24 protein-coding genes and 3 pseudogenes are annotated in these 24,964 nt (G+C 61.3%); 13 read left to right on the top strand and 14 right to left on the bottom strand.

Features of this window, described 5'->3' with window-relative positions; genetic code table 11:
• Window positions 1-57: 57 nt before the first annotated feature.
• Genes VXM69_RS33360 through VXM69_RS33340 form a run of 5 tightly spaced genes read right to left on the bottom strand, consistent with a single transcriptional unit; the run spans window position 58 to window position 7,052 of the window.
• Window positions 58-1,149 carry an amidohydrolase family protein gene (locus tag VXM69_RS33360; RefSeq protein WP_175907653.1) on the bottom strand — a complete coding sequence of 364 codons (1,092 nt, stop codon included), beginning with the start codon at window positions 1,147-1,149 and terminating at the stop codon, window positions 58-60.
• A gap of 25 nt (window positions 1,150-1,174) precedes the next feature.
• A complete protein-coding gene (locus VXM69_RS33355) occupies window positions 1,175-3,409 on the bottom strand; it encodes a 3-hydroxyacyl-CoA dehydrogenase NAD-binding domain-containing protein (protein WP_175907651.1) in 2,235 nt (744 codons plus the stop codon).
• Between the two features lie 3 nt (window positions 3,410-3,412).
• Entirely contained in the window at window positions 3,413-4,618 is a 1,206-nt protein-coding gene (locus VXM69_RS33350) for an acetyl-CoA C-acetyltransferase (protein ID WP_175907649.1), read from the bottom strand.
• A 50-nt stretch (window positions 4,619-4,668) separates the two neighbouring features.
• Complete coding sequence (locus tag VXM69_RS33345) at window positions 4,669-5,832, bottom strand: acyl-CoA dehydrogenase family protein (protein ID WP_175907647.1); 1,164 nt, start codon at window positions 5,830-5,832, stop codon at window positions 4,669-4,671.
• 14 nt (window positions 5,833-5,846) lie between these two features.
• Complete coding sequence (locus VXM69_RS33340; RefSeq protein ID WP_175907645.1) at window positions 5,847-7,052, bottom strand: amidohydrolase family protein; 1,206 nt, start codon at window positions 7,050-7,052, stop codon at window positions 5,847-5,849.
• A gap of 237 nt (window positions 7,053-7,289) precedes the next feature.
• Between VXM69_RS33340 and VXM69_RS33335 the strand changes: the two genes are divergently transcribed.
• The 5 genes from VXM69_RS33335 (at window position 7,290) to VXM69_RS33315 (ending at window position 10,227) form a co-directional block, all read left to right on the top strand.
• Window positions 7,290-8,117, top strand: coding sequence for an enoyl-CoA hydratase (locus VXM69_RS33335; RefSeq protein WP_175907643.1), 828 nt, complete (start codon window positions 7,290-7,292; stop codon window positions 8,115-8,117).
• Between the two features lie 78 nt (window positions 8,118-8,195).
• Window positions 8,196-8,453 carry an NIPSNAP family protein gene (locus VXM69_RS33330; RefSeq protein WP_367190419.1) on the top strand — a complete coding sequence of 86 codons (258 nt, stop codon included), beginning with the start codon at window positions 8,196-8,198 and terminating at the stop codon, window positions 8,451-8,453.
• Window positions 8,454-8,483: 30 nt separating this feature from the next.
• On the top strand, window positions 8,484-9,380 hold the full coding sequence (locus VXM69_RS33325) for a crotonase/enoyl-CoA hydratase family protein (RefSeq protein ID WP_175907639.1): 897 nt from the start codon (window positions 8,484-8,486) through the stop codon (window positions 9,378-9,380).
• A 54-nt stretch (window positions 9,381-9,434) separates the two neighbouring features.
• Window positions 9,435-9,719, top strand: a complete 285-nt coding sequence (locus tag VXM69_RS33320) for a hypothetical protein (RefSeq protein WP_175907635.1) — start codon at window positions 9,435-9,437, stop codon at window positions 9,717-9,719.
• Complete coding sequence (locus tag VXM69_RS33315; protein ID WP_244135771.1) at window positions 9,688-10,227, top strand: aldehyde dehydrogenase family protein; 540 nt, start codon at window positions 9,688-9,690, stop codon at window positions 10,225-10,227. Before VXM69_RS33320 ends, VXM69_RS33315 begins: the two co-directional genes overlap by 32 nt.
• A 263-nt stretch (window positions 10,228-10,490) precedes the next feature.
• Here VXM69_RS33315 and VXM69_RS33310 read toward each other — a convergent pair whose 3' ends face one another.
• Complete coding sequence (locus VXM69_RS33310) at window positions 10,491-11,993, bottom strand: IS66 family transposase (RefSeq protein WP_175902871.1); 1,503 nt, start codon at window positions 11,991-11,993, stop codon at window positions 10,491-10,493.
• A gap of 91 nt (window positions 11,994-12,084) precedes the next feature.
• On the opposite strand from VXM69_RS33310, the gene VXM69_RS33305 reads away from it, so the two are divergent.
• A protein-coding gene (locus VXM69_RS33305; RefSeq protein WP_175902521.1) for an IS5 family transposase occupies window positions 12,085-12,902 on the top strand; the annotation gives its coding sequence in 2 pieces (ribosomal slippage) (window positions 12,085-12,433 and window positions 12,433-12,902; 819 coding nt in all).
• A 99-nt stretch (window positions 12,903-13,001) separates the two neighbouring features.
• Here VXM69_RS33305 and tnpB (VXM69_RS33300) read toward each other — a convergent pair.
• Entirely contained in the window at window positions 13,002-13,346 is a 345-nt protein-coding gene (tnpB, locus tag VXM69_RS33300; RefSeq protein WP_175908252.1) for an IS66 family insertion sequence element accessory protein TnpB, read from the bottom strand.
• Window positions 13,343-13,663 carry a transposase gene (locus tag VXM69_RS33295; RefSeq protein ID WP_175908250.1) on the bottom strand — a complete coding sequence of 107 codons (321 nt, stop codon included), beginning with the start codon at window positions 13,661-13,663 and terminating at the stop codon, window positions 13,343-13,345. Before VXM69_RS33295 ends, tnpB (VXM69_RS33300) begins: the two co-directional genes overlap by 4 nt.
• A gap of 179 nt (window positions 13,664-13,842) precedes the next feature.
• Here VXM69_RS33295 and VXM69_RS33290 point away from each other — a divergent pair, with 179 nt between their 5' ends.
• The 7 genes and pseudogenes from VXM69_RS33290 to VXM69_RS33260 form a co-directional block, all read left to right on the top strand.
• Window positions 13,843-14,193 carry a hypothetical protein gene (locus tag VXM69_RS33290; RefSeq protein WP_367190418.1) on the top strand — a complete coding sequence of 117 codons (351 nt, stop codon included), beginning with the start codon at window positions 13,843-13,845 and terminating at the stop codon, window positions 14,191-14,193.
• Window positions 14,169-14,522, top strand: a complete 354-nt coding sequence (tnpB, locus tag VXM69_RS33285; RefSeq protein WP_367190417.1) for an IS66 family insertion sequence element accessory protein TnpB — start codon at window positions 14,169-14,171, stop codon at window positions 14,520-14,522. Before VXM69_RS33290 ends, tnpB (VXM69_RS33285) begins: the two co-directional genes overlap by 25 nt.
• Before the next feature lie 91 nt (window positions 14,523-14,613).
• Window positions 14,614-15,156, top strand: a complete 543-nt coding sequence (locus VXM69_RS33280; protein WP_175907237.1) for a transposase — start codon at window positions 14,614-14,616, stop codon at window positions 15,154-15,156.
• Window positions 15,132-15,482, top strand: coding sequence for an IS66 family insertion sequence element accessory protein TnpB (tnpB, locus tag VXM69_RS33275; RefSeq protein ID WP_121863073.1), 351 nt, complete (start codon window positions 15,132-15,134; stop codon window positions 15,480-15,482). Before VXM69_RS33280 ends, tnpB (VXM69_RS33275) begins: the two co-directional genes overlap by 25 nt.
• 31 nt (window positions 15,483-15,513) lie before the next feature.
• Window positions 15,514-17,079, top strand: a complete 1,566-nt coding sequence (locus tag VXM69_RS33270; protein ID WP_175907236.1) for an IS66 family transposase — start codon at window positions 15,514-15,516, stop codon at window positions 17,077-17,079.
• Between the two features lie 122 nt (window positions 17,080-17,201).
• On the top strand, window positions 17,202-18,680 hold the full coding sequence (locus tag VXM69_RS33265; RefSeq protein ID WP_367190416.1) for an IS66 family transposase: 1,479 nt from the start codon (window positions 17,202-17,204) through the stop codon (window positions 18,678-18,680).
• 72 nt (window positions 18,681-18,752) lie between these two features.
• Window positions 18,753-18,932: pseudogene (locus VXM69_RS33260) on the top strand (IS3 family transposase); the annotation flags it as partial.
• Between the two features lie 17 nt (window positions 18,933-18,949).
• On the opposite strand, the pseudogene VXM69_RS33255 reads toward VXM69_RS33260, so the two are convergent.
• From VXM69_RS33255 to VXM69_RS33230, 6 genes and pseudogenes are all read right to left on the bottom strand, one after another.
• A pseudogene (locus VXM69_RS33255) lies at window positions 18,950-19,225 on the bottom strand (acetyl-CoA C-acetyltransferase); the annotation flags it as partial.
• Window positions 19,226-19,341: 116 nt separating this feature from the next.
• Window positions 19,342-20,178, bottom strand: a complete 837-nt coding sequence (locus VXM69_RS33250; RefSeq protein ID WP_175908111.1) for an SDR family oxidoreductase — start codon at window positions 20,176-20,178, stop codon at window positions 19,342-19,344.
• A gap of 183 nt (window positions 20,179-20,361) precedes the next feature.
• The gene (locus tag VXM69_RS33245) at window positions 20,362-22,845 is read right to left on the bottom strand and encodes an MMPL family transporter (protein WP_175908109.1); all 2,484 of its coding nucleotides are present in this window, start codon (window positions 22,843-22,845) and stop codon (window positions 20,362-20,364) included.
• A gap of 12 nt (window positions 22,846-22,857) precedes the next feature.
• Window positions 22,858-23,433 (bottom strand): WD40/YVTN/BNR-like repeat-containing protein, encoded by a 576-nt coding sequence (locus VXM69_RS33240; RefSeq protein ID WP_367190415.1) that lies wholly within the window; start codon window positions 23,431-23,433, stop codon window positions 22,858-22,860.
• Between the two features lie 176 nt (window positions 23,434-23,609).
• Window positions 23,610-23,786 (bottom strand): annotated as a pseudogene (locus VXM69_RS33235) (WD40/YVTN/BNR-like repeat-containing protein); the annotation flags it as partial.
• A 380-nt stretch (window positions 23,787-24,166) separates the two neighbouring features.
• A protein-coding gene (locus VXM69_RS33230) for an IS5 family transposase (protein WP_367190414.1) occupies window positions 24,167-24,923 on the bottom strand; the annotation gives its coding sequence in 2 pieces (ribosomal slippage) (window positions 24,167-24,602 and window positions 24,601-24,923; 759 coding nt in all).
• Window positions 24,924-24,964 lie beyond the last annotated feature (41 nt).

Here is a 24,964-nt window from a genome sequence, read left to right as displayed (position 1 = left end):
AGCTCGCCGGCTCTCAGCCGGCGATACAGCGCTGTGCGGTTGACTGGACCGGTCCAGTCAACCGCACAGGTGCGGGTTGACAGCGGGATTGCGCAACTTGAACAGCTTGGCAGCAGTCAGACCCAGGATATCGGCACGCTCGTTGTCCGGCACGTCCAATCCTTCGAACTGCTCTTCGATCACACGCTGCGTATATGGGAAGGATCCTTCCAGGTGCGGGTAGTCGGACGAGAACAGCAAGGCCTCGTGACCAATCGCAGCGCGCATGCGGATGGCCGAACGGTCATGCGTGAACGCGGCCTTCACTTGAGCCTTGATGATCTCACTGGGCTTGCGGCTGAGCTTGGGCCGGACGTAGTGCAGGTGTGCGGGATAGATCTCGTCGAAGAGCTCGGATATCTGAAACAGGTAGGAGGCACCGGCCTCAGCCGTGACGATCGTGAGCTTCGGAAAGCGGTCCAGGCCGCCACCGGCCACCAGCTTCGCGACACAGTCGGAAGCACCCCGTGCGGCATACATATAGTTGAGCAGCGCGGCACCCGGCCCGCGTTCGGACACCGTGTCAGCGCCCGTGCCGGCATGCACGACGATCGGATGGTCTGCAGCCACCGCCACCTCCCAGAGCGCATCCCATTCCGGACTATTGTACGGCGTCAGGCCTTCCGGCAGCGACGCCGGCAACATCGATGTGTTGTACCCCGCGGCGATGGAGCGCTTCAGCTCAGTCACCGCCTCATTGATGTCGCCCACCGGCAACAGCGCCGCCGGCACGAACGTGTCAAGGTGGTCTTTGAAGTGCGAATAGCACCAGTCGTTGTAGATGCGGCAAGACTCGGCTTCGAGTTCCCGATCCCCCAGCCGGCTCATCACCAGGCCGATAGTCGGATAGATCAACTCGGCATCGATGCCGTCCTTGGCCATGTCGAGCTTGCGCGGCGCAATCTCGGCCCGGCCGATTTTCTCGTTGCCCGACACACCGTCGGCCACCTGCATGCGCATCAGCGTCTTGCCGTTGCCGACCACGCTGAAGTACTTTTCGTCCTTCTTGGGTGCGAGTGCCCTGTCTTTCATCGATGCAGGCAACTTGTCTTGCCACAGCGTCCGGGGTTCGTTGACATGGGAGTCGCAGCTGAATACGAACGGCTTCATGATGTTTCCTTGCAAAAGAGAGGGGTCAGTGAGCCACTGCAGAAGCGGTAGACTTCTTGGCGGCAGGGGGATAGAAGCGGCGACCTTCACGAGCCATGGTGCGCAACAACTGTGGTGGCTCAAATCGGGCGCCGCACTTGGCCGCCAGCGCATCACAGATCTCAACGAAGCGGGCCACGCCAACGCCATCGATCAGACCCAACGGTCCACCCGTCCAGGCCGGGAAGCCCCAGCCGAGAATGGCGCCCACATCGCAACCGCGCGGATCCTCGATCACACCGGCCTCAATGCAGCGCGCCACTTCCAGCGACTGCACGAAGAGGAAACGTTGCTTCAGCTCTTCCTGCAGAGCGAAGTCACTCGCGTCGACGACGGTAGGTTCGGCGAATGCAATCAGACCGGGCCACAGGCGCTTCGGGGCGCCGTCCGCCGGATAGTCATAGAAGCCTTGGCCATTCTTGCGGCCCAAACGGCCGTGAGTCGTCACCATCGCCTCCAGCACCGCATCGCTGAAGCGGGGCTGATAGGCGTTGCCCAGATCCTTCTTGGCCTGCACCGCCGCGTGGTGCGGCGTATCCAACGACACATCGTCGTAGAGCTCCAGCGGACCGCGCGGCATGCCGGCGGCGCGGCCCATGTTGTCGATGATCGCTGGTGCAATGCCTTCCAGCAGCATCGCGACGCCCTCGTCGATGTAGGTGCCGAACACCTGCCCGGTATAGAAGTTGCGCCGATCGCGCACCACGATGGGGGTCTTGCGGATCTTGACGATGTAGTCGATGGTTCGGGCCAGCGTTGCATCACTGGTCTTCTCGCCCATGATGACCTCGACCAGCCCCATGCGATCGACGGGCGAGAAGAAGTGCACGCCGATGAAGTTGGCCGGGCGCGACGATGCCTGTGCCAGGCTTGTTATGGGCATGGTGGACGTGTTGGAGCCGAACACGGCCTCATCGCCCAACAGCACTTCGGCGCAACGCGTAGCATCGGCCTTGACTTCCCGGTCCTCGAAAACGGCCTCGATCACCAAATCGCTTCCGCGCACCGCTTCAAAGTCTGTCGTAGGATGAATCAGTGACAGCAGTGCCTGCGCCTTCTCCGGTGTGGATTTACCGCGGGCAATGGCCTTCTCCAGAAGTGTTCTACTGTAGTCCTTACCTTTATCTGCAGCCTCCTGCGTCCGGTCGATCAGCACAGTCGCGATGCCTGCCTGGGCCTGCACGTACGCGATGCCGGCACCCATCATGCCGGCACCCAGCACCGCCACCTTGCGCACTGCGCTGGCAGGCACACCTGCGGGTCTCGCATCGCCTTTTGACAAGGCCTGCATGGACTCGAACAACGTGCGCGTCATAGCCTTGGACTGCCAAGAGGCCAAGGTCTTCAAGAAGTGACGTGTTTCAATGCGCAGCGCATTGTCAATGGGCACCTGCAACCCTTCGAACACGCAGCTCAGCAACGCCGGCTGTGCAGGGTAATTGCCGTAGGTTCCCTTGCGCACCATTGCATTCCCGACCATGAACAGCTGCGCCACCTGCGGGTCGTACGGACCGCCGCCAGGAATGACGTAATCCGGCCGGTCCCAAGGCTGCACCGACTTGGTTTCGCCGGGACCTTCGAGAATCCAGGCCTTGGCGGCCGCAATGGTCTGTCCTGGCGGCACCAAGGCGTCCACGATCCCGAGCGCCAGCGCCGCCTTTGCGTCCAGCGGCTTGCCCTCTAGCATCACAGGCAGCGCCTTGGCGATGCCGACCAAGCGAGGCAGGCGCTGCGTTCCACCGCCCCCCGGGATCAACCCAAGTCCTGTTTCGGGCAAGCTGAACCGCACCTTTGGTCCATCGGCTGCGATCCGGTGGTGGCACGCCAGCGCCAGCTCCAGTCCACCACCGATTGTGATGCCTTCCAGCGCAGCGACCACCGGCTTGCCTGATGTCTCAAGCTGGCGAAGGTTCGCGTGAAGGCTGACGAGCAGATCAAAGGCGGCCCGTAGCGTGGCATCGTCCGAACGCTCGTCGATCGCCAGCGTGGTACGCCCCAGTTCACCCAGATCGGCCCCGGCACAAAATCCGGAGTCTTTCGCCGATCCCAGCACCAGGCCCTTGATTGAGGCGTCGTCGCGCAGCCGCGCGGCTAACAGTGGTAAGTCGCGCTGCAGCCCTTCGGTGAGCGCGTTCACGGGGCGGTTCGGGGTATCGAGCAACGCGATCGCAACGCCATCGACATCGACACTGAAGCGCAGTTCGTTGAATTGAGAAGACATCGTTCAGACCCTTTCGATCACGGTGGCCGTACCCATGCCACCTCCAACGCACAACGTCACCAGCGCGGTGCGACCGCCGCTGCGTTCCAGTTCGTCGAGCGCCGTTCCCAGCAACATCGCGCCGGTGGCGCCCAGCGGATGGCCCATGGCAATTGCTCCCCCGTTGACGTTCATCCGGTCCGCGGGAATGTCAAGCGCCTGCATCATTCTGAGCACCACAGATGCAAATGCTTCGTTGACCTCGTAGAGGTCGATGTCGGCCGGACTCATGCGCAGTCGTTTGAGTAGCTTGGTCGCCACCAGCACCGGGCCGGTGAGCATGATAGACGGCTCGGATCCGATGGAGGCCATGCCCACGATGCGTGCGCGCGGCTTGAGTCCCAAGGCGGTAGCCGCCTCGCGTGTACCAATGAGAACACCTGCTGCGCCATCTACAATGCCCGAGCTGTTGCCCGCGTGATGGACATGTTCAATGCGCTCGACGTGCGGATAACGCTGGATCGCAACGGCATCGAATGCCATTTCGCCCATCTTGGTGAACGCAGGCTTCAAAGCACCCAGCGTCTCCAATGTTGTCGCGGGACGCAAGTGTTCGTCGCGTGCCAACACCGTCAGACCCAACACATCTCGCACTGGAACGATCGACTTGGCAAAGCGCCCTTCGTCCCAGGCCCTCGTCGCCCGCTGCTGGCTCATCAGCGCGTATGCATCGACATCGTGGCGCGTGAAGCCATGTAGCGTGGCCAGCAGGTCTGCACCAATGCCCTGCCCTGCGATGTATGACTTGAACGCCACCGAGGGATCGACTGCCAGCGCGCCCCCGTCGGACCCCATCGTCACACGCCCCATGCACTCCACGCCTCCTCCGATGGCCAGTTCGGCTTCACCGGATATGACCTTGGCGGCAGCGATGTTGCAGGCTTCCAGTCCCGACGCGCAAAAGCGGTTGACCTGGACGCCTGCCGTGCTCTCGCCGATCCCGGCCGCCAGTACCGCCGTCCGGGCGATGTCGGCCCCTTGCTCACCCACTGGTGTGGCGCAGCCGAGGATCACGTCTTCAACGCGGTCGATGGGCAGTTGGTTGCGCTCACGAAGTGCCTGCAGGACCTGCGTTGCCAGTGACAGCGCACTGGTTTCCTGCAAGCCCCCGTCCTTGCGGCCCTTGCCGCGCGGCGTACGGACTGCATCGAAGATGAAAGCTTCAGTCATGAGCAAAATATGGACCTTGTAGTTCGGAATGAAGGGTCGCCGCGTAGCTCTTACAGCGTGCGGGCGATCAGGACCTTCATGATTTCGTTGGACCCGGCATAGATGCGTTCGACCCGGGTGTCGACGAACATGCGTGCGATCGGGTATTCCTCCATGTAACCGTAGCCGCCAAAGAATTGCAGGCAGGCGTCGACGATCTTGCATTCGAGATCGCTGACCCAGTACTTGGCCATCGATGCGGTCGCCGCATCCAACCTGCCGGCCAGCAGCCGCTCGATACAGTTGTCGACGAACACCTGCGCAATCGTGGCCTCGGTCTTGCACTCAGCCAGCTTGAACTGGGTGTTCTGGAAATCGATGACACGTCCCCCGAACACCCGACGCGTCTTCACATACTCCAGGGTCTCACGCAGCGCACGGCGGATGTTGGCCACACCGGTGACGCCCACCATCAACCGCTCCTTCGGCAGCTGGGACATCAACTGCGAGAAACCCCGCCCTTCCACGTTGCCAAGAAGATTGGCCACCGGAACACGCACGTCATTAAAGAACAGCTCCGATGTGTCTTGCGAATGCAGTCCGATCTTGTCGAGCTTGCGACCTCGCTCAAATCCAGGGCAATTGTCGGTCTCGACGACGATCAACGAAATACCGTGCGCCCCGGCACCACTGTCCGTCTTGCAGACCACGATCACCAGGTTTGCCCGTTGGCCATTGGTGACGAAAGTCTTCTGCCCATTGATGATGTAATGGTCACCTTCGCGACGTGCCGTAGTGCGTACGGCCTGCAGGTCCGAACCGGCGCCGGGCTCGGACATCGCGATCGCACCGATCAGCTCGCAGCTCACCATGCGTGGCAACCAGTGCTGCTTGGATGCCTCGTCTGCGTATTGCTGGATGTACGGCGCGACTACGGCGTTGTGCAGAATGAGGCCGAAGCCCTCCACACCACAGTCGATCTGCGTTTCCATCAGCAGCGCCTCGTGGCGGAAGTCACCGCCACCGCCGCCATAGACTTCGGAGATGGAAATACCCGAAAGGCCCGCCCGTGCGGCCAAGTCCCACAGCCCCCGATCGACAATCCCTTGCTCGCGCCAGCGGCGCGTCGCTTCAGGCGGCGCATGGTCATTGAAGAAACGGCGCACGGTACCGGAGAACAGTTGCAGTTCCGGTTCGCGTAACGCGGCCGACCGCTCAATATCGATTTCAGCCATATGGTGACTCGGCGTCAGGCCGGCAGGAAGCGGCGTCCGTTGCGGTACATCACGTCCGCGACCTGATCCGTCGTCAGCCCTTGACATGCCTCGGTCACAAAATCGCGCGGCGTCGGCACACCTTCGGCATGCGGGAAGTCGGACCCCATCAGCAACCAGTCACTCGCCCCCGTCAACCGCACCAACTCCTTCAGGTCATCTTCCGGATACGCCACCACAGCAATGCTCTCGCGGAAAATCTGGCTCGGACGCTTCTTCAACTGCCCGCAAGGCCACGGGCTGTTCTTGGCCATGCCCCGTGCCTTGTCCATGTCGATCAGCATCTGCGGCACCCATTCGGCACCATTCTCCGCACTGATCACCTTGATGTTGGGGAAGCGCTCGAAGAAGTTGTAGAAGATCAGCGACGACAACGTCTGCACGATGGGCACACGACCATACGCGTTCGTGTAGGTCCAGGCGCTTTGCTTAAGACGAGACTGCATGGTCTCTTCGCCCCACACCTTCATCATCGGGTGCATGAAGGTTGCTTCAGAGATGTGGTACGACACACGCACACCAGCCTCATTCAAGCGTGCCCAGATCGGATCGAAGCACGGGTCGCCAGGCGCCTTTCCGTTGACCGGACCCAGCGGCATCAGCACGATGCGGGCGCCGGACTTGATCGCCCATTCCGTCTCGGCTATGGCGTTGTCCATGTCATAGAGGTGAAGCAGTGGCGTGCCGAACATGCGGCCACCATTGACGAAGCCCCACTCTTCGCGCATCCATTCGTTGTAGGCGTGGATGATGTTGTGCGCCGCATCAACGTTCTGCTCGGCCACGTCCGCGATATAGCCGATGGTCGAGACATGTTCGCCAACAAAGAGGATGCAGCTTTCGACGCCGAACTCATCCAACTTCTTCAACCGCTCTTCACGATTGGTCTGATCAGGCGTCACCGGCACCCGCAGGTCCACGTTGTCCTGACCGTTCTTCAGCGCCTTCAGGAACTCCTTCAGGCTACCGGGCGGCGGGCCCTTGCCGTCTTCGGTGTAGTAGCCCGCTCCTACCTCGATCTTGCGGTCGCCCATGTACAGGGCGAACTGGCCGTCGGCGCCCGTGCGGCGCGTGACACCGTATTCGGCCAGGTACTTCTTGGGCAGGTAACGGGTCCACGCGTCACCCACCTCCACGAGGTGGCTGTCGGCATCAAAAATCGGACCTTGGTATGTCTCCATGTGAACTCCTAGAAAAATGTGACCGGCGACCACTCGATGTCACCCTAGTTAATATTTGGACTCCTCGACTTTAATGTAACAGTCTCGTTTCATTAAAGTCAATGCATCAGGGACGCTTGGACACTACATAGTTACGCTAATGTATCTTTATTGAATTCCGCGCTAATGTGTGCAGAGAACCATGTTTGAGGCTCATGCTGTGTCGCTTCAAGGCGACTTCCCACACCCCGACTCGACATGAACGAACCGATCACTTCGACGCTCAACGATGGCGTGCTTACGCTGACCCTGAACAATCCCGGCGTACGCAACGCCATCACGCAGAAGATCGGCACGCAGCTCGTAGCCCGGCTGCGCGAAGCCGCCGAAGACCCCGCCGTGCGTGTCCTGATTCTGACTGGTGCCGGCGAACATTTCTGCAGTGGCGCCGATCTAAAGACGTTGGGCAGCGTCGATCCAGACAACGCGCTGGAAGCGCGTTGGGGCGATGACCCGATATGGAAGGACCTGGAGCAGCGCGCCCTTCGTATCCGCCGCAACTCGGAGATAGGGTTGCTGCTGCACACCATGGGAAAACCCACGATCGCCATGGTGCGCGGAGCAGCCGCAGGAGCCGGATTGAGCATGGCGATGGCCTGCGATTTCCGCATTGCGTCCGATACCGCCGTCTTCACGACAGCCTTCTCGCGCATTGGCGTTTCAGGTGACACCGGCGCCAGCTATTTCCTACTCAAGCTGGTGGGGGCAACCAAGGCGCGTGAGCTGATGTTCCTGTCCGAGAAAGTCTCGGCGCAGGAGGCGCTTGAGATCGGCTTGGTGAGCCGCGTCGTGCCGGACGCTGAACTGGACGCCCGAACCCTGGCGGTCGCATTGAAGCTGGCGCAGTCGGCCCCGATCGCGCTGCGACACATCAAGCACAACCTGCTGTCAGCCGAGCGCATGAGCCTTGAAGACGCCCTCGACCTTGAGGCTGCTCACATGGCGCGCTGCTTCCAGACACAAGACTCAAAGGAAGCCGTCGCCGCGTTCCGCGAGAAACGCCCTCCCAATTTCTCCGGCCACTGACCACGACAACGGAACCGCCATGATCGTCGAACAGCGCGTTTACACCTTCCCCCGCTACTCATCAAGAGCTTCCTGGAAATGTACACAGTTCGCGGCCACCCGTTGCACCGTAAGCATCTCGGCCGGCTGGTGGGCTACTACACCACGGAAATCGGCGAACTGGGCGAGATCGTCCAGCTGTGGGCCTTCGAAGACTTCGACGACCGCACACGCCGGCGCAAAGCGTTGTGGAGCGACTCCGATTGGCTGGCGTTCTGCGCCGAGTCGCCGGCACCGCTGTCGATGCACAGCCGCATCTTGCTGCCCACCTCGTTCTCGCCGCCCCACACCGCCTGAGCGGTGCCCTTCTCACAACACGACATCACTATGCGTAAGTGGCTGAAATCAACTGAGACCCTGCTTTTCAGCGTCCGTGACAAGACGGCCTACATCACGCTGAACCGCCCCGAACGACGCAACGCGTTGACGATGAAGACGCTCCAGGAGCTGCATGACGCGCTGCTGGAGGCCGATGACCGGATGGACGTTCACAGCGTGGTTCTGGCAGGCGCTGGTCTCGACTTCTGCGCGGGCTGGGACTTGGCGGGCAATGACCTGAACCCGGTCGCTTCAGCGACAGCGGCCGACGCGGACGAAGATACCCCGGTCTACCGCAGTGCCTCCGCCAACATCGATGACGACAGTTGGCAGTTGGAACGCATCACCGAACTACGCATGGTTGCCTTTGACATGCACAAGCCCGTGATCTGCCGACTGCACGGCAACTGCATCGCCAATGGCAGCGACATCGCCTTTCTCTGCGACTTGCTGATCGCCGACGAAAACGCCTCCATCGGGTACCCACCGGTGCGGGTGCAAGGCTCGCCCGCCTCACACATGTGGCTCTATCACATCGGCCCGCAATGGGCCAAGCGCTTCCTACTGACCGGCGATTCCATCAGCGGTCGCGACGCCGAGCGGCTCGGACTGGTTTTGAAGGCCGTGCCCGCAGCCCAGCTCGACGAGGAAATCGCCGACCTGACGCGCCGCTTTGCCGCCATCAGCCCCGATCTGCTCGCCTGCAACAAGCGCATCGTCAACCTGGGACTCGAGCTGATGGGCGCACGCACGCTGCAGCGCCTGGCCTCGGAAACCGATGCACGCGGACACCTGTCGGCCGGACGCATGGCATTCCGCCGCAACTGCCAGGAACTCGGTGTCAAAGAAGCCGTTCGCCAGCGCGATGAACCCTTCGGCGACGGACGCATCCGCCTGCGTGACTGACGCGCGACTGGCCACAGTCAACCCGTAGCCGTCACCGACCATCCCAGGAACTCCATGAGCACACCCGACTCCCTGCATGCGCGCCATGATGCCGCCAAGGCTTCTTTGCCGAAGATCGCGCACATCATCGGCGCTGACCGCGCGACCACCGGTAGCGCCGAGGCTTTCCTGCAGATCAACCCCACCACAGGCCGACCCCAGGCCGAAGTGCCATTGGGGGGCTCTGCCGAGATCGATGCAGCTGTCGCCGCGGCACGTGCAGCCCTTGCCTGCCTGGCGCTCCACGCACCCGACCGGACGGCGCGACATGCTGAACCGGCTGGCGCAGCGGTTGCGTGACCACAGCCATGACTTCGCGCGCATCGCGGCGCTCGAAGTTGGCATGCCTATCGGCACCGCCACGCTGATCGCGCAAGGCACTTGCGAGTTTGTGTCGTACTACGCCGGTTGGGCCGACAAGATCACCGGCGACGTCTCGCGCGCACATCCCCAAGAGTTCGCATACACGCTTCCGGAACCGTACGGCATCATCGTCACATGGAACGGGCCGTTGCTCTCACTGGGCATGAAGGTCGCGCCGGCGCTAGCCGCAGGGAATACCGTCGTCATCAAACCGGCCGAATTCACACCGTTTACGCTGCAGCTGTTCGTCGAGCTGTGCCTAGAAGCCGGCATCCCGCCCGGTGTGGTCAACCTGGTGCACGGCGGCGCAGACGCCGGCGGTGCGCTGACCAGCCACCATGGGGTGGACAAGATCACCTTCACCGGTGGTCCGGCGACCGCACAGCGCATCCTGGAATCGGCGGCGAAAACCCGTATGCGATCCGTTAACGACGTCCTTGTCTAGAAATCGCTTCACTCTGATGCTACGTGTCCACGTGGACAGCTGGTATCAGAGTGTATGAGTGAAAAACGAGACCTGCGTAGCCGACTGGTCATCGGCCGAAAGCGAGATGGGCGCCGAGAATATGACGATGCCGCTCGAGACGAACTGGTACAGATCTGCCTGCAACCTGGCGTTTCAAGTAAGCGTAGCGTGAGGGCCGTCCAAAATTTTCTGGACAGGCGACGCAGAGCGCGGCAGGCTATGCCTGCCGTGGGCAGACCGGATCAGTTCGCAGTGCCGGGGACTGGGAGCAGCAGCTTGGCGACGTTCCAGGGCAGCAATTCGTCGACACGATTGATCTGGTAATCGGCGATGTGCGTGAGCACGTATTCGAGGTAGGTGCGCGGGTTGATGCCGTTGAGTTTGCATGACCCGAGCAAACTGTACATCGCGGCCGCCCGCGCTCCGCCGCTGTCGGAACCGGCGAACAGAAAGTTCTTCCTGCCGAGCGATACGCAGCGTAACGCGTTTTCAGCCAGCACGTTGCTGATCTCGATTCGACCGTCATCGCAGAACAGTATGAGTGCCTCCCAACGATTTAGCGAGTAGTTGATCGCAGCAGCCAGCGGTGCCTTCGGCCAGAGCGTCTCAAGTTTCTCCCTCAAGCGTACTTCGAGAGACGAGAGCAGTGGTTTGCTTTTTTCTTGCCGAACACGTAGACGCTCATCGGGTGGCTTGCCTCGGATCTCGGCTTCGATGCCGTAGAGCTCGCCGATCATGTCAAGGACTTGAGTTGTAAATTCTGACGGGCCGGATTCGTGGACCTCGAACAGATAGCGTCTCGCGTGGTCCCAACATGCTGCCTGGCGGATCTTCCTGCTCTCATACAGTTCGTTGAACCCAGCGTAACCGTCCGCCTGCAGGACACCTTCGAATCCGGCGAGATGAGTCTGAGGGTGGATTCCTTGGCGGTCCGGCGAGTAGGCAAACCAGACGGCCGCGGGTTGTGTCGAACCGGAACGTCGATCATCACGCACGTAGACCCATAAGCGGCCCGTCACGGTTTTCCCTTTGCCGGGCTCAAGCACGGGGATCGGCGTGTCATCCGCATGAAGTTTCTCCGGCGCCATCGTATAGCGCCGTAGTGCCTCGATCAGCGGTCGGCAGAGCTCTTCGCATTGACCGATCCAGCGAGCCATGTTGGCGCGATCCAGACGCACACCGTCGCGGGCCGCAATCGCAGTTTGCCGATACAACGGAACGTGATCCCCATACTTCGAAACGAGGATGTCGGCAAGCAGGCTGGGATGAGCGATGCTGCGTTCAATCGGCAGTCCCGGCATCGGCGGCTGCGCGATATGGTTGCATCGGGTACAACTCATCTTGCGGCGGATCGTGCGGATCACCTTGAACGCCGCCGTCACGCGCGCGAGCTGCTCTGACATATCCTCGCCGAGCGGGCGCATGACGCTACCGCACTTCGCACAAATCGGATCAGGGGCAAGCACACGCTCTTCGCGTGGCAGATGAGACGGCAGCGTTTCCTTCGGCGTCTTGATGGAGATTCCTGAGCTCGGTGCCCGAGCGCGCGCTCGGCGAACATCTGCAACACCTTGTTCGCTGGCCAGATTCTCGAGCTGCGTTTCGAGCCGGTCCAACTGCTCGGACTTGTGACCGAAGTGCATCCGACGAAGTTTGTCGATTTGCGCCTTCAGGCGCTCGATTTCTCGGTCCCGATCAACGATCTCAATATCGCGCTCGGCAAGCGAGGCGCGAGCCTCGATCAGTAAGAGGCCAGTTCAAAAAGACCCCGAAGGGGCTGTTAACTTCACCGGCGACCTGTTAACCTCACGCATCTGAGCAACGGGATCATGAGGAATGCAATCGCCGATCGTTGATGACGAATTGTGGATACTCATAGAACCATTACTGCCGCCACCGAAACCGCGGCGAACGAAGAACCCAGGACGGTTTCCGGTTCCGAATCGAGCAGCATTAAACGGCATCCTGTTCGTGCTCAAGACCGGTATTCGATGGAACCATCTGCCGACGCAGCTCGGCTTCGGCTCGGGGACGACCTGTTGGCGCCGGCTTCGCGACTGGCACGAGGCCGGCGTGTGGGATCGCCTCCACGAACTGTTGCTCGCCAAACTTCGGGCAGCCGACCAGATCGATTTCTCGCGTGCCGCCGTCGATTCATCATCGGTACGGGCCGTTGGGGCGGGCCAAAAACTGGCCCGAACCCCACCGATCGCGCGCGACCCGGCTCCAAGCATCACATCGTCACCGACGCCAATGGCACACCTCTCGCCGCGATCCTGACTGGCGCGAACGTCAACGATGTTACGCAGTTGCTGCCGCTTATCGACGCAATTCCATCGATTCGCGGCCTACGCGGCCACCCGATTCAACGGCCTCGCGTGGTCTATGCCGATCGCGGCTACGACTCTGAGCGACATCGGCAAGCATTGCGAAATCGCGGTATCGAGCCGGTGATTGCCAAGCGCCGGACCGAACACGGTAGCGGACTCGGCAAGTATCGTTGGGTGGTCGAACGCACGCACTCATGGCTCCACAATTTTCGACGTCTACGCACTCGCTTCGAGCGACGTGCTGACATTCACGAAGCATTTCTCAAACTCGGCTGCTCGCTTGTCTGTTGGAACATCTTCAGGCGTATCGAGCAGCCTTTTTGAACTGGCCTCTAAGGCCTTCAAGATGGCAACGTCGTCGGGTAGATCATCGTCGGGCGGCATGCCGCGCAGTTTACGAGCTTCCCACGCGGTTTACAACCACTACGCCATCGACAGCGTGGCCGTTCGACGAGGTTGCCGCCAATCGATCCCCTCAAGAACCATGGACAGCTGGGCCGTCGTCAGATAGATCTTGCCGCCGTCGGCCTGCGGCCAGACAAAACGCCCGCTCGTGAGCCGTTTCGCAAGCAGCCATATCCCGTCGTCGGTCGCCCACAAAATCTTGATCAGGTCCCCACGGCGCCCGCGAAAAATAAACACGTCACCACTCAGCGGATTCTCGCACAGCGCCGTCTGCACCTTCGCCGCCAGGCCGGGAAAACCACAGCGCATATCGGTGACGCCTGCTGCGATCCATACCCGCGTACCCGCCGGCAGGCCGATCACGACTTCAAACTCCCCAGCACCGCCCGCAGTGTTTCGAGATCGACCACGCCATCTACCTTGACTACGGCGCGACCGATTCGCACTTCGATCGTGCCGCCAGGCGCGGCCGGCTCCGCAACTTTGAGAGCCGCGATCGACACCTCTGGAGCGACGACGCTCGGCATATCGGCCACTATGGTCACTGGAATCAATTCGGTTGCCTTGGCCTGCGCAGCTCTATACTCGCGTCGCCATCTAAACAGCATGTTCGCGTTCAGACCGTGTTCACGAGCAAGGTTGGACACCGACACACCTGGTTCGCACGCAGCCTCGACCATCCGACGCCGAAACTCCGGACTGTGATTCGGGCGGCCCTTGCGACTGCCCGCGGATATCTTCTCTGAGCCCAAAGTAGTTCCCACTACTCAAAATAGTGGGAACTACTTTGGGCCCTCCTACCTGCGAGTTCAAGAACGGCCCTCACGATACGCTTACCGTTTCAATAGCACGGACCGCCATGGAGCATGGTCCCAATCCGAACCTCCTGCGCAGTTGGATCGCCCGCTACCAGAAGATTCAGGCGCAACTCGAACACGAGCGAGTCGCTCGAACGCCCGCGATTTCTGACGGCGTCACGATCGACCTCCCCAGTACGCCATCGGCGTTCGTGCCGATCGTAGCGGCTACCGCATCGCCGTGCGAACAACCACCAGAGCTATTGCCTGCAACTCGACCGATGGCGCTCTCGCTGCACGTGAGTCTATCGAATGGCGTTGAGTTCGATCTTGGCGAAGCAAGCATCGACGAATTGGCCACCGTCATTCAAATGCTCGGGAGGTTGCCGTGTTCCGGTTCGACGAAGGCTTGAAGGTCTACCTGCACCGCGATCCTGTCGACTTTCGGTACGGCATGAACAGCCTCTCGATTCTCGTCGAACAGTCGATGCGCCTGAACCCGATGGATGCGTCGCTCTACGTGTTCGGCAATCGACGTCGCGATCGGATCAAAATCCTCGGCTGGGATGGGAACGGCTTCTGGTTGCTAATGAAGCGCCTCGAGGCTGATCAGTTCATCTGGCCTGACAAGAAAACCGAAGTCGTGACCATGACGACGGAGCTGCTGCACGCGTTGCTCGACGGCGACGACATTACCACGGTCCAGCGGCATCCGACGCGGAAATATTTACGCGTGAGCTGAACATCGAATTGGCATGCCTGTCCAATCAGCATGCCGATTCAAGGTAAGCCGTCAATAAACGACGCCCTACCAATGGTAGGCATAAGGTCAGATGCTAAGTGTCCGCGTGGACACATGCACTCAGACCATGATGACAGAGAAACAGGACCTTCGAAGCAGACTGGTAGTTGGCCAACGACGGGATGGCCGGCGGGAATTTGATGAAGATGCCGTGCGGGAGCTGGTCGAGTTTTGCCTGAAGCCGGGGGTATCGATCGCCCGGGCGGCTATGGACCATGACGTCAATCCGAATCAGTTGCGCCGCTGGATCTCGCGCCATCAGCAGCATACGCTGCAAACCCCAACGAGGCCGGACCCGCTGGTGATCGACGGCGTATCGATCGACATTCCGGGCACTGCCCGTCGGGTTCCGATGAGTGAAGCGCGGGCATTCGTTCCTGTCGTCACGACTGCGTCGACCGTGCCTGCCGTTTCCCCAGTACTGCCACCAGCCCCGTCGTTGATGGCGCTCTCGTTACATGTGCGCTTGTCCAATGGTGTCGAATTTGATCTCGGCGAGGCGAGTGTCGATGAGCTGGCCACGGTGATCCAGATGCTCGGGAGGCTGCCGTGTTCCGGTTCGACGAAGAGCTGAAGGTTTATCTGCATCGCGATCCAGTCGACTTCCGCATGGGCATCAACGGGTTGTCGATTCTGGTCGAACAGGCGATGCGCCTGAATCTGATGACCTCGGCGCTGTTCGTGTTCGGCAACCGACGACGCGATCGCATCAAGATTCTCGGCTGGGGCGGCAACGGCTTCTGGTTGCTGCTCAAGCGACTCGAAGCCGACCGCTTCGTCTGGCCGAACGGAGGCGACACGATCACGCTCAGCGCTGAGCAGTTGCACTGGCTGCTCGACGGAATCGACCTGGCCGTGATCCAGAAGCATCCCCAGCGATATTACGCGCGGATGAGCTGAACACGACGAGGGCGACATGGTCTAACCGGCCATGCCGAACAATCCCGTCATGTTGAGCGCCGAGGAGTACGAGGCGCTGATTGCCGCGAGCGCCGAACGCGATGCGCTGCGCGGTGAGCTTCGACTCGTGACGGCTCAGCGCGATCTGGCCGAGGAGAAACTGCGGGCCTACAAGCACGAACTGTTCGGCGCATCGAGCGAAGCGCGCCATGCTGACCAGCTCGGTCTGTTCAACGAAGCCGAGGCGCTGGCGACGACTACCGACGCGCCCGCGCGCGAGGATATGCCCGGCACATCGGTCGCCGCTCACACGCGCGGCAAGCGTGGGCGCAAACCACTCGATCCGAACCTGCCGCGCGAGGTCGTGCGACACGAGTTGCCCGAGTCCGAACGGTTCTGCGCGCATGATGGCCATGCTCTCGTCGAGATCGGCGTGGAAACGAGCGAACAGCTCGACGTGATTCCCGAGCAAGTGTGCGTCGTTCAGCACCAACGGGTCAAATACGCGTGCCCATGCTGCGATCTCGGTATCAAGGTCACGCCCGCACCGGCGCGTATCATCCCTCGCGGGCTGCTCACGGAATCCGCGCTGGCGTGGATCATCACCGGCAAGTACCAGTACGGCATGCCGCTGTATCGCCAGGCCACGCTGCTGCGTCGCTTCGGCGGCGCCATCTCGTCGAACACGCTGGCCGCCAGCGTAGTGCGGGTGGGGCTCGCCACGCAGCCGGTGATCAATCTGATGCGCGACGCGCTGCTCGAATCGGACCTGATCTACGGCGACGAGACAACGTTCCAGGTGCTGAAGGAGCCGGGACGAAGGCCGCAGGCGAAGAGTTACCTGTGGGCGCAGGTCAACAGCTCGGGGCCGCCTGTGCGGATGTTCTCGTACTCGCCGGGGCGCGGCGCCCAGCATGCGCAGAAGCTCTATGCCGGCGTGCAGCCTGGCACCGTGCTGATGACTGACGGGTACGAGCTCTACAACGGCATCGCCCACGATCACCAGCTCGTGCATCTCGGATGCTGGGCACACGTGCGCCGCGGCTTCATCAAGGCCGAGGAGTCGGTGCCGAAGGCGGCACGCTCGCCGGACCTACTGGCGACGCGCTTCGTCGTGCTGATCGGCAAGCTGTTCGCGGCCGAGGCGCGCAGCGCGAAGTGGAAGTCTGAACGCCGGCAGCGACTGCGTGCCCGGTACAGCGCCCGCGTGCTCACCATCATCGAGCGCATGCTGGTCGAGCATCTGCCAGGCGTCGTGCCGTCGAGTCTGCTCGGCAAGGCATTGCAGTACATGAGCGGACAGTGGCCCAAGCTGGTCCGCTACGTCGGTAACGGCAACTGGCCGATCTCGAACAACCTGTGCGAGAACGCGATCCGGCCGTTCGTCGTCGGCCGCAAGGGCTGGCTGTTCTCCGATACTGTCGCCGGCGCGCAGGCCAGTGCCAACCTGTACTCCCTCGTCGAGACGTGCAAGGCGAACGGCATCGAGCCGTATCGCTATCTGGTCTGGCTGTTCACCAGGTTGCCGCTCGCTGCAACTGCCGACGACTACGCCGATCTCATGCCTTGGAGAATGCCTGCTGCCCTCAACCACTGAGGGGCGTCGTTAAAAGACCGCGTACGATTCAAGTCACCGTCACCGCCGATGAACTGGCCGCGCTGCTCGCGATACGTGAGCAGCACGCAGCGCTTCAGCAAGAGCGAGACGAATTGCGTAGCATGGTGCGTCTCGTGACTGCGGAACGCGATCTGGCCGAAGAGCGACTGCGCTCCTACCGTCGCGAATTGTTTGGCGCGAAGAGTGAAGCACGGGACTCCGATCAGCTCGGCCTGTTCAACGAGGCCGAAGCGCTGGGCGCAAACGCGACGCCCGCGCAGGAAGATGCACCCGATACGACGGTCGTCGCCCATACGCGCAAAAAGCGCGGCCATCGCAAACCGCTCGATCCCAACCTGCCGCGCGACATCGTACGGCACGAACTACCCGAAGCCGAACGCTTCTGCGTGATCGACGGTCACGCACTCGTCGAGTTCGGCGTGGAGATCAGCGAACAGCTCACGGTGATCCCTGAGCAGCTTCGGGTGATCCAGCACCAGCGCGTCAAATATGCGTGCCCGTGCTGTGAGCTCGGCATCAAGGTGACGCCGGCGCCGCCACGTATCATTCCCCGCGGACTGTTGAGCGAATCGGCGCTCGCGTGGATTGCCACCGGCAAGTATCAGTTCGGCATGCCACTGTATCGGCAAGCCGGTTTGCTGCGCCGCTTCGGCGGCGACATCTCATCGAACACGATCGCCGCGAGCATGGTTCGCGTCGGCCTTGCTGCGCAGCCCGTCATCAACCTGATGCGCGACGCGCTGCTTGATGCCGAGCTGATCTACTGCGACGAGACGACGCTCCAGGTGCTGAAAGAAGAAGGCCGCCGCGCGCAAACGAAGAGTTACCTGTGGGCGCAGATGACGGGTTCGGGTATGCCCATCCGCTGCTTTACCTATACACCGGGACGTGGCGCCTGGCTTGGCGACAAGCTGTTCACCGGCATCCGTGCGGGCGCGGTCATGATGACCGATGGCTACGAACCCTACAACGACATCGCTGAGCGTCACCAACTCGTACATCTGGGATGCTGGGTTCACGTGAGACGGTACTTCGTTAAAGCGGAAGACAGCGTGCCGAAGGCAGCGCGCACACCGGATCTGCTCGCGACGCGCTTCATCAAGCTGGTCGGCAAGCTGTTCGCGGCCGAAGCGCGTAGTGAAACATGGTCGGCATCGCGACGACAGCGATTGCGACGACGTTACAGCACACATGTGCTCGCAGCGATCCACACGCTGATGGTCGAGCAGTCACCCGGTGTCGCGCCGAAGAGCCTGCTCGGCAAGGGGTTAACCTATCTGCGTTCGCAGTGGCCGAAGCTCATCCGCTACGTCGAAAACGGCGACTGGCCGATCAGCAACACCCCCTGTGAAAACGCGATTCGGCCGTTCTGCGTCGGCCGCCGCGGATGGTTGTTCAGCGATACCGCCGACGGCGCGCACGCGAGTGCCAATCTGTACTCTCTCGTCGAGACCTGCAAGGCGAATGGCATCGACCCCTATCGCTATCTCACCTGGCTGTTCCAACACCTACCGCTAGCAAAGAGCGTCGACGACTACGACGCGTTGCTGCCCTGGAAAATGCCGGCCGACCTGCGCTGATCCGCTTCCTTACCGCACCTCAAGCGCTCCACCGATTTGCTCTGAGGGACGTCATTCGTGGATCGCATACGATTCTTCGGCAGGCTAAAGACTGAGATGTTCTATACAGGAGACTGGCGTTCGACGACCATCGCGGAGTTCGTTGAGGTACTGGACGCCTACGTTCGCTGGTACAACGAGAAACGGATCAAGGGCTCCCTTGGCTATCTCAGCCCCATCGAGTACCGTGAAAGCCTCGGGTTAGCAACGTAAATCAGTCCAAGAAAATAGCCGCATCCCCCCTTGCTGATGGTCGTGCACCCGGCCGACAGGGGCATGCCGGCCAGCAGCGCGGCATGGCGTGCCGATGCCTGGCCCACGCCGGCGGGCAACACGCAACCCATCAGCACTTCCTGAATGTGGTTCGCGGTGAGACCCGAGCGTTCGACTGCAGCCTGGATGGCGGCGCCACCGAGCTGCGGAGCGGTGAGGCCCGCGAATTCGCCCTGAAAGGCGCCGAGGGGTGTGCGAGCGCAGGAAACAATGACGACAGGATCTTGTGACATGGTGGACGTTTAATGTTCCGGTATCGAATCTTAAAGCCGAACTTGGCCGATGAACCCTGGCAGCCGGTTGCCGGATGTGCCCGGCACCTCCGGCCCAAGTGGTGGGCCGGTCGGTTTTACTGAGGATGGCGCAAGGCTGCGCTGACGCCGCCGTCCACCAGCAGATCGGTGCCGGTGATGAAGGAGGCTTGCTCCGATGCGAGGAACGCCACCACGTCAGCGATCTCCAGCAAGCTGCCTTGCCGTGCCAGCGGGGTGCGATCCAGCAGCTGCACTTTCAGTGGCTGGTTCTTGAACTCCATCGCGCCCTGGTGCGATGCGATCAACCCTGGTGATAGCGAGACGATGCGGGCCTGTCGACGGCCCCAAGCCGCCGCTTGGCGCTGGCACATGCGCACCAGGGCTGTCTTCGACAGCATGTAGCTCATCGTCGTCGCTGGTGGCCCCCCCAGCACGGCCTCGACCCGCGCGAGCAGATCAGGCGCGAGCGGGTCGTCGAGCAATGGCATGGCGCGTTCGTCGGCACCACCCATGTGAGCGGCTAGCGACGCAATGTAGATCGCTGCAGTGCGCTCACAGGCCAGTGGCAAGAAAGCTGCGGAGGTCAACGCCGGTCCGACCAGGTTCACGGTCATGATGCTGCGCCAGTCCGCCATGCTGGGCGTCAAGCCCACCACGTGGGCCAGCACGCCCAATCTACCCAGCGCAGCGGTGCGCGAGGCCAGTGCCGCGACGGACGCCTCATCCGAAACGTCGCAGCGTTGTACCTCGACGACATGGCCTTCGTCGCGCAACGTGGTGGCTACAGTGTCTAGGTGCGTAGGGTTGAGGTCGGCCAACAACAGGCGATGCTGCTGGCCCAGTCGACGGGCGATGGCCATCCCCATGTTGCCCGCTCCCACCACGACGGCGATCGGCAGGTCGGGGCGAGTGCGGCTCAGTGCTTCAGGCATGGTGATCCTTGTGTCTGGTGAAGGTGCAGTAACAAGCAGTCTTCGGCATGTCCGTCATATAGGTTCGGTGCGCTCCGCGCGCGGACCACGCCTGTCTTGCAAACCATTCGGCCCACCATCATTACTGACAGTAGGCCGCTTCATTTACGAGAAACGTGGCGTAGCACAACGCACGCTACACGATTACGACCGCAGGGTTGACTCGCCGCTGCGGACCTTGGCGTTTGTCGCATTGAAGACGGTGGTTTTCGCCGCTGCATTGCCGGAAATCCCTTGCAGAAGGAAATGCGACAGCGCCGGAATGAGGATCAGCGCACCGATCATGTTCCAGAGGAACATGAATGTGAGCAGAATGCCCATATCCGCCTGGAACTTGATCGGGGAGAACGTCCATGTCACCACACCCGCTGCCAGCGTCACACCGACCAACGCCACGACCTTGCCGGTGAACTGCACGGCATGGCGGTAGGCCACGCGCAGCGGTTGTCCGGTGCGCTGATACGCGAGCTGCACGCTCAGCAGATAAAGCGCATAGTCGACACCGATCCCCACGCCCAGTGCGATCACGGGCAGCGTCGCGACTTTCACGCCGATACCGAGCTTAACCATGAGCGCTTCGCACAGCACCGACGTGATGCCCAGCGGCACGACAGCCACGATCACCGCGCGCCAACTGCGGAATGTGATGAAGCACAGCAGGATCACCGCCGCGTACACCATGAAGAGCATCGTGCGGTTCGCCTCCGCGACCACCACGTTCGTCACCGCGTCAATACCCGCCGAGCCGGCGACCATCAGGAACTGGTGGTCCGCATTACTGTGCGCCTGCGCGAACTCCTCTGCAACGGTCATCACGTGGGTGAGCGTTGCCGCCTTGTGATCCGTCAGATACGCAATGACCGGCGCGGTACCGCAGGTCTGGCTGATCAAGTCCGGATGGTCGAGCAGGATCTGCCAGACGGTCTTGTTGATGATCGAGGGCACACGGTCGATCGTGTACCATTTCGGATAACCCTCGTAAAAGCCCGAAGTCACCCAGCGCGCGAGACTGCCAACCGAAGTCGTCGTCTGCACACCCGGCACGCCGCGCAGCGTGCTTTCGAGTCGATCCGCTTCGAGCACGAGCGGAAAATTGTTCGCGTCGCAGGTACCATGCAACGACTTGCCGACCACTACGAACAGATCGCTCGACAGCCCGAAATGCGCATTCGTATAGGCGTTGTCGAGGTTGTAGCCCGAATTGGCTCTGAGTTCGGGGGCACCGGAATCGAGGTCGCCGATCTGCAAATGCTGGCTGATCGACCAGCCCACCGCTGTGAGCAGCGCCGCGCACACGATCGCGCCCACGGCCCAGCGCCGTTCCGTGAAGCGGTCCAGCAAATTCCACAGCGCGCCCACCGAGGAAGCTCCGGTGGCATCGTTTTGCTCGCCGCGCACACTGCGCTGCGCGGCAGCCGGGCTCACTCCGATGTACGAGAGCAGCACCGGCAGCAGCAGCAGGTTCGTAAAGACAAGTACGCCCACGCCCACGCTCGCCGTAAGCGCTAGGTCCTTGATGACCGGAATGTCGATGACCATCAACACGGCGAAGCCGACCACATCGGCAAGCAATGCCGTGAGACCGGCGAGGAAAAGCCGCCGGAACGTGTAGCGCGCCGCTACGTATCGGTGTGTGCCGCGCCCGATGTCCTGCGTGATCCCGTTCATTTTCTGCGCGCCATGCGAGACGCCGATCGCGAACACGAGGAACGGAACCAGCACCGAATACGGATCCAGCACGTAGCCGAGCGTACGGATGATGCCGAGCTGCCAGACCACCGCAATGAGCGAGCAAACCACCACCAGCAGCGTGCTGCGATAGCAACGCGTGTAGAGAAAGATCACGCCGAGCGCGATCACCGCGGCGACACCGAAGTACATCGCGACTTGCTTCAAGCCATCGATGAGATCGCCGATCAGCCTGGCGAAGCCCACCACGTGTACTTTCACTTCTCCACGGCCCTCGGTCTTGATCGCTTCGTCGATCTGATGCGAGAGCTTCGCATAGTCGAGCGACTTTCCTGTGTTGGCGTAGTGGTCGAGCAGCGGCAGCTGGATCATGCTCGAATGCAAATCGTTGGAAACGAGGCTACCGACGATGTTTGCGCGCGCAACGTTCGTGCGCAGTTGGTCAATCGACTGTGCCGAACCGTCGAAACCATCCGGCATGACAGCGCCGCCCGCGAAACCCTTCTCGGTGACCACATTCCAGCGAACGATCGGCATCCACAGAGATTTCACGCCAGGTCGATCAACGCCCGGAATCAGGAACAATGCGTCATTGATACGGCGCAACGCCGCCAGGTACTTGGGATCGTAGATATCGCCCGAAGGATTCTCGACGACAACACGGAGCGAGTTGCCGAGCCCTTTCAGGTCGGCCTTGTTCGCGAGATAGTTCTTGATGTAGGGATGTGAGAGCGGAATCATCTTTTCGAAGCTCGCATTCACGTCGAGCCGCATCGCCTGAAACCCGAGTACTGCCGTGATGATCGAGCAGACGATGATAAGCCAGGGACGCCGGTTGAAAATCAACCGCTCGAGCGCATTGCCCGAACGCAAATCGAACTGGGCAAGATCCTTCACAACAGGCATCTTGCCGAATTGGGCATTGTTGCCGCCAGCCATGTCTGCTCTCCGTTATTTCGACTTCGCCAATGCGATTCGCGACAGGCCGTGTCCACCGGCCACCACTGCAGTGTCATCCCGCAGCGACATGGCAAAGATACCGCCCGGCTGGCTCACGGTCAGCCTGTGAAACGTTGCGCCTTGATCGCTGCTCTCGAGCAATTCGCCGGCCTGCGTGGCGAGCAGCAAATGACCATTCGCGCGTTCCGCCGAAGCGAGAATGCTTGCGCTGGTCGGCAGGGTTATCTTGGTCCAGGTAACACCGCCATTAGTGGAACGGTAGGCGTTACCGAGGAGCCCGTACGCGATCATTGCATTGCCAGCAGAAGCGAGTCCGAAGAGGCTGCCCTTCGACGGCAAGGAAACTGCGACGAAGCGCTTTTTGTCGGGATCGAGTTTCAGGAGAAGACCCTGCTCACCCACGATATAGAGCGTTCCGCCAATACGACGCATCGCATGCAGGTTCAGGGCTTCCGGATTATCGACGCGGTCGAACCATGGGACCCAGCTGAAGCCGCCGTCTTCGGTATGAAAGATGATGTTGAATGACCCAATGACCCAGCCAGAGTGCTCGTCGTCGAACCACACATCGAGGAACGGACGCCCCCCCCATCCGCCACGAAGCGCTGAGCCTCCTCTCGCGACGCCTTGAGTGCGGCCGATGCGCCTTGCTGCTTCGCGTAGTAGTCGGTCATCAGCTTCGCAGCCTGTTCGCCATCGAGCTGACGCACCCAGGTGCCGCCGCCATCGGACGTATGGAGAACTTCGCCGTCGTGGCCAACTGCCCAGCCCTGCGTTGCGGACTTGAAGGTCACCGCGACAAGATCTGAACTCACTGGCACGCTCACCTGGCGCCAATGAGCGGCATCGTCGTCCGAGACAAGGATGACTCCGCGCGGCCCCACTGCGACCAGTCGTTGCCCGGCACGGGCGACGGCCATCATCGGTTCGTGTGCTGCCCACGGGTTGACGATTGCCGGCGAGTGCATTGGGTCGGCGAACCTTGCGTGAACCGCACTACTCGCCAAGCTTGCTGCAGCCGCCAACGCAAGACAACGAAACATGGTATGGCGCATTACGTCTCCTCCACAGTTAACGCCGCCCAACGACACGGGCGGCCCTGGACCCTATGTTTTTTCGTGCCGTATTGAGTCTCGCCGGCACGGCGTGCTTGCTGCATGACCGCCAACTATTGGATACCGGTGGACTGCATGCGCTCCGGGGAGGTGCGACCCGGACCCGCAGCAGCCTGCCGCACAAGAGCAGGGCGGGACGCCGCGGATTTTTGTCACGCTTACATAGCTAGACAACTAGGTCCTGTTCACATTCTCACCAGCGGTCCAAAGGCGCAAGCAAGCACCGCGAAGGCGAGATAGTTACCGGCGAGCTTGTTGTAACGAGTGGAGACACCACGAAAATGTTTGATGCGATTGAAGAAGCGTTCGACGATGTTCCGAGTTCGATACAGCACGCGGCTGTACCGACGTTTGGTCTTTCGATTCGAACGCGGCGGGATAACGGCCTTCGCGCGCGTAGCGCGGATGGTGTTCACGAAGGCGTCCGAGTCGTAACCTTTGTCAGCAATCACGGCGCCCGTGCGCAGATGCTCGACCAATTCGTGCGCACACGAAATGTCCGAGACCTGTCCTTGCGTGACAATCATTCGCAGCGGCCGCCCGGCTTCATCAACGGCCAGATGCAACTTGGTCGTCAATCCTCCTCGTGAGCGGCCGAGCGCTTGCGGGCCGCTTTTTTCGGGCGCCTGCCGAATGCTGGTGTGCTCGCACGATGGTCGAGTCGATCAGCACGCGTTTGATTTCCGTCTCGTCGGATACCGCATGTGCCACGCGTTCCCACACGCCTTTGCGACGCCACCGGGAGAAGCGCATGTACACCGTATGCCATCGGCCGAATTCCTTCGGCAAGTCGCGCCACGGACAACCCGTGCGGCCGATCCAGAGAACGGCCTCGACAAACCACCGATTGTCGGCTGCCGTTCGCCCCGGGTCGCCTTCCTTGCCTGGCAGGACATACTCGATTCGTGCCCATACCTCGTCGCTCAGTAATGTTCGGACCATCTTGCCTTGATCGTGCAAAAAACAAGATGTAAACACATTTC

This window comes from Burkholderia sp. Ed8 (assembly GCF_040761425.1).
GTDB lineage: Bacteria > Pseudomonadota > Gammaproteobacteria > Burkholderiales > Burkholderiaceae > Burkholderia > Burkholderia seminalis.
This window is presented reverse-complemented; position numbering and strand designations above follow the sequence as displayed.

Coding starts and splice junctions, on each gene's coding strand:
- VXM69_RS33325 (WP_175907639.1), top strand. CDS start 8,484: ATGCGTAAGTGGCTGAAATCAACTGAGACCCTGCTTTTCAGCGTCCGT.
- VXM69_RS33270 (WP_175907236.1), top strand. CDS start 15,514: ATGCCGAACAATCCCGTCATGTTGAGCGCCGAGGAGTACGAGGCGCTG.
- VXM69_RS33320 (WP_175907635.1), top strand. CDS start 9,435: ATGAGCACACCCGACTCCCTGCATGCGCGCCATGATGCCGCCAAGGCT.
- VXM69_RS33315 (WP_244135771.1), top strand. CDS start 9,688: ATGCTGAACCGGCTGGCGCAGCGGTTGCGTGACCACAGCCATGACTTC.
- VXM69_RS33295 (WP_175908250.1), bottom strand. CDS start 13,663: ATGGTCGAGGCTGCGTGCGAACCAGGTGTGTCGGTGTCCAACCTTGCT.
- VXM69_RS33335 (WP_175907643.1), top strand. CDS start 7,290: ATGAACGAACCGATCACTTCGACGCTCAACGATGGCGTGCTTACGCTG.
- VXM69_RS33340 (WP_175907645.1), bottom strand. CDS start 7,052: ATGGAGACATACCAAGGTCCGATTTTTGATGCCGACAGCCACCTCGTG.
- VXM69_RS33360 (WP_175907653.1), bottom strand. CDS start 1,149: ATGAAGCCGTTCGTATTCAGCTGCGACTCCCATGTCAACGAACCCCGG.
- VXM69_RS33280 (WP_175907237.1), top strand. CDS start 14,614: ATGCTAAGTGTCCGCGTGGACACATGCACTCAGACCATGATGACAGAG.
- VXM69_RS33290 (WP_367190418.1), top strand. CDS start 13,843: ATGGAGCATGGTCCCAATCCGAACCTCCTGCGCAGTTGGATCGCCCGC.
- VXM69_RS33345 (WP_175907647.1), bottom strand. CDS start 5,832: ATGGCTGAAATCGATATTGAGCGGTCGGCCGCGTTACGCGAACCGGAA.
- VXM69_RS33355 (WP_175907651.1), bottom strand. CDS start 3,409: ATGTCTTCTCAATTCAACGAACTGCGCTTCAGTGTCGATGTCGATGGC.
- VXM69_RS33350 (WP_175907649.1), bottom strand. CDS start 4,618: ATGACTGAAGCTTTCATCTTCGATGCAGTCCGTACGCCGCGCGGCAAG.
- VXM69_RS33245 (WP_175908109.1), bottom strand. CDS start 22,845: ATGGCTGGCGGCAACAATGCCCAATTCGGCAAGATGCCTGTTGTGAAG.
- VXM69_RS33330 (WP_367190419.1), top strand. CDS start 8,196: ATGTACACAGTTCGCGGCCACCCGTTGCACCGTAAGCATCTCGGCCGG.
- VXM69_RS33250 (WP_175908111.1), bottom strand. CDS start 20,178: ATGCCTGAAGCACTGAGCCGCACTCGCCCCGACCTGCCGATCGCCGTC.
- VXM69_RS33265 (WP_367190416.1), top strand. CDS start 17,202: ATGGTGCGTCTCGTGACTGCGGAACGCGATCTGGCCGAAGAGCGACTG.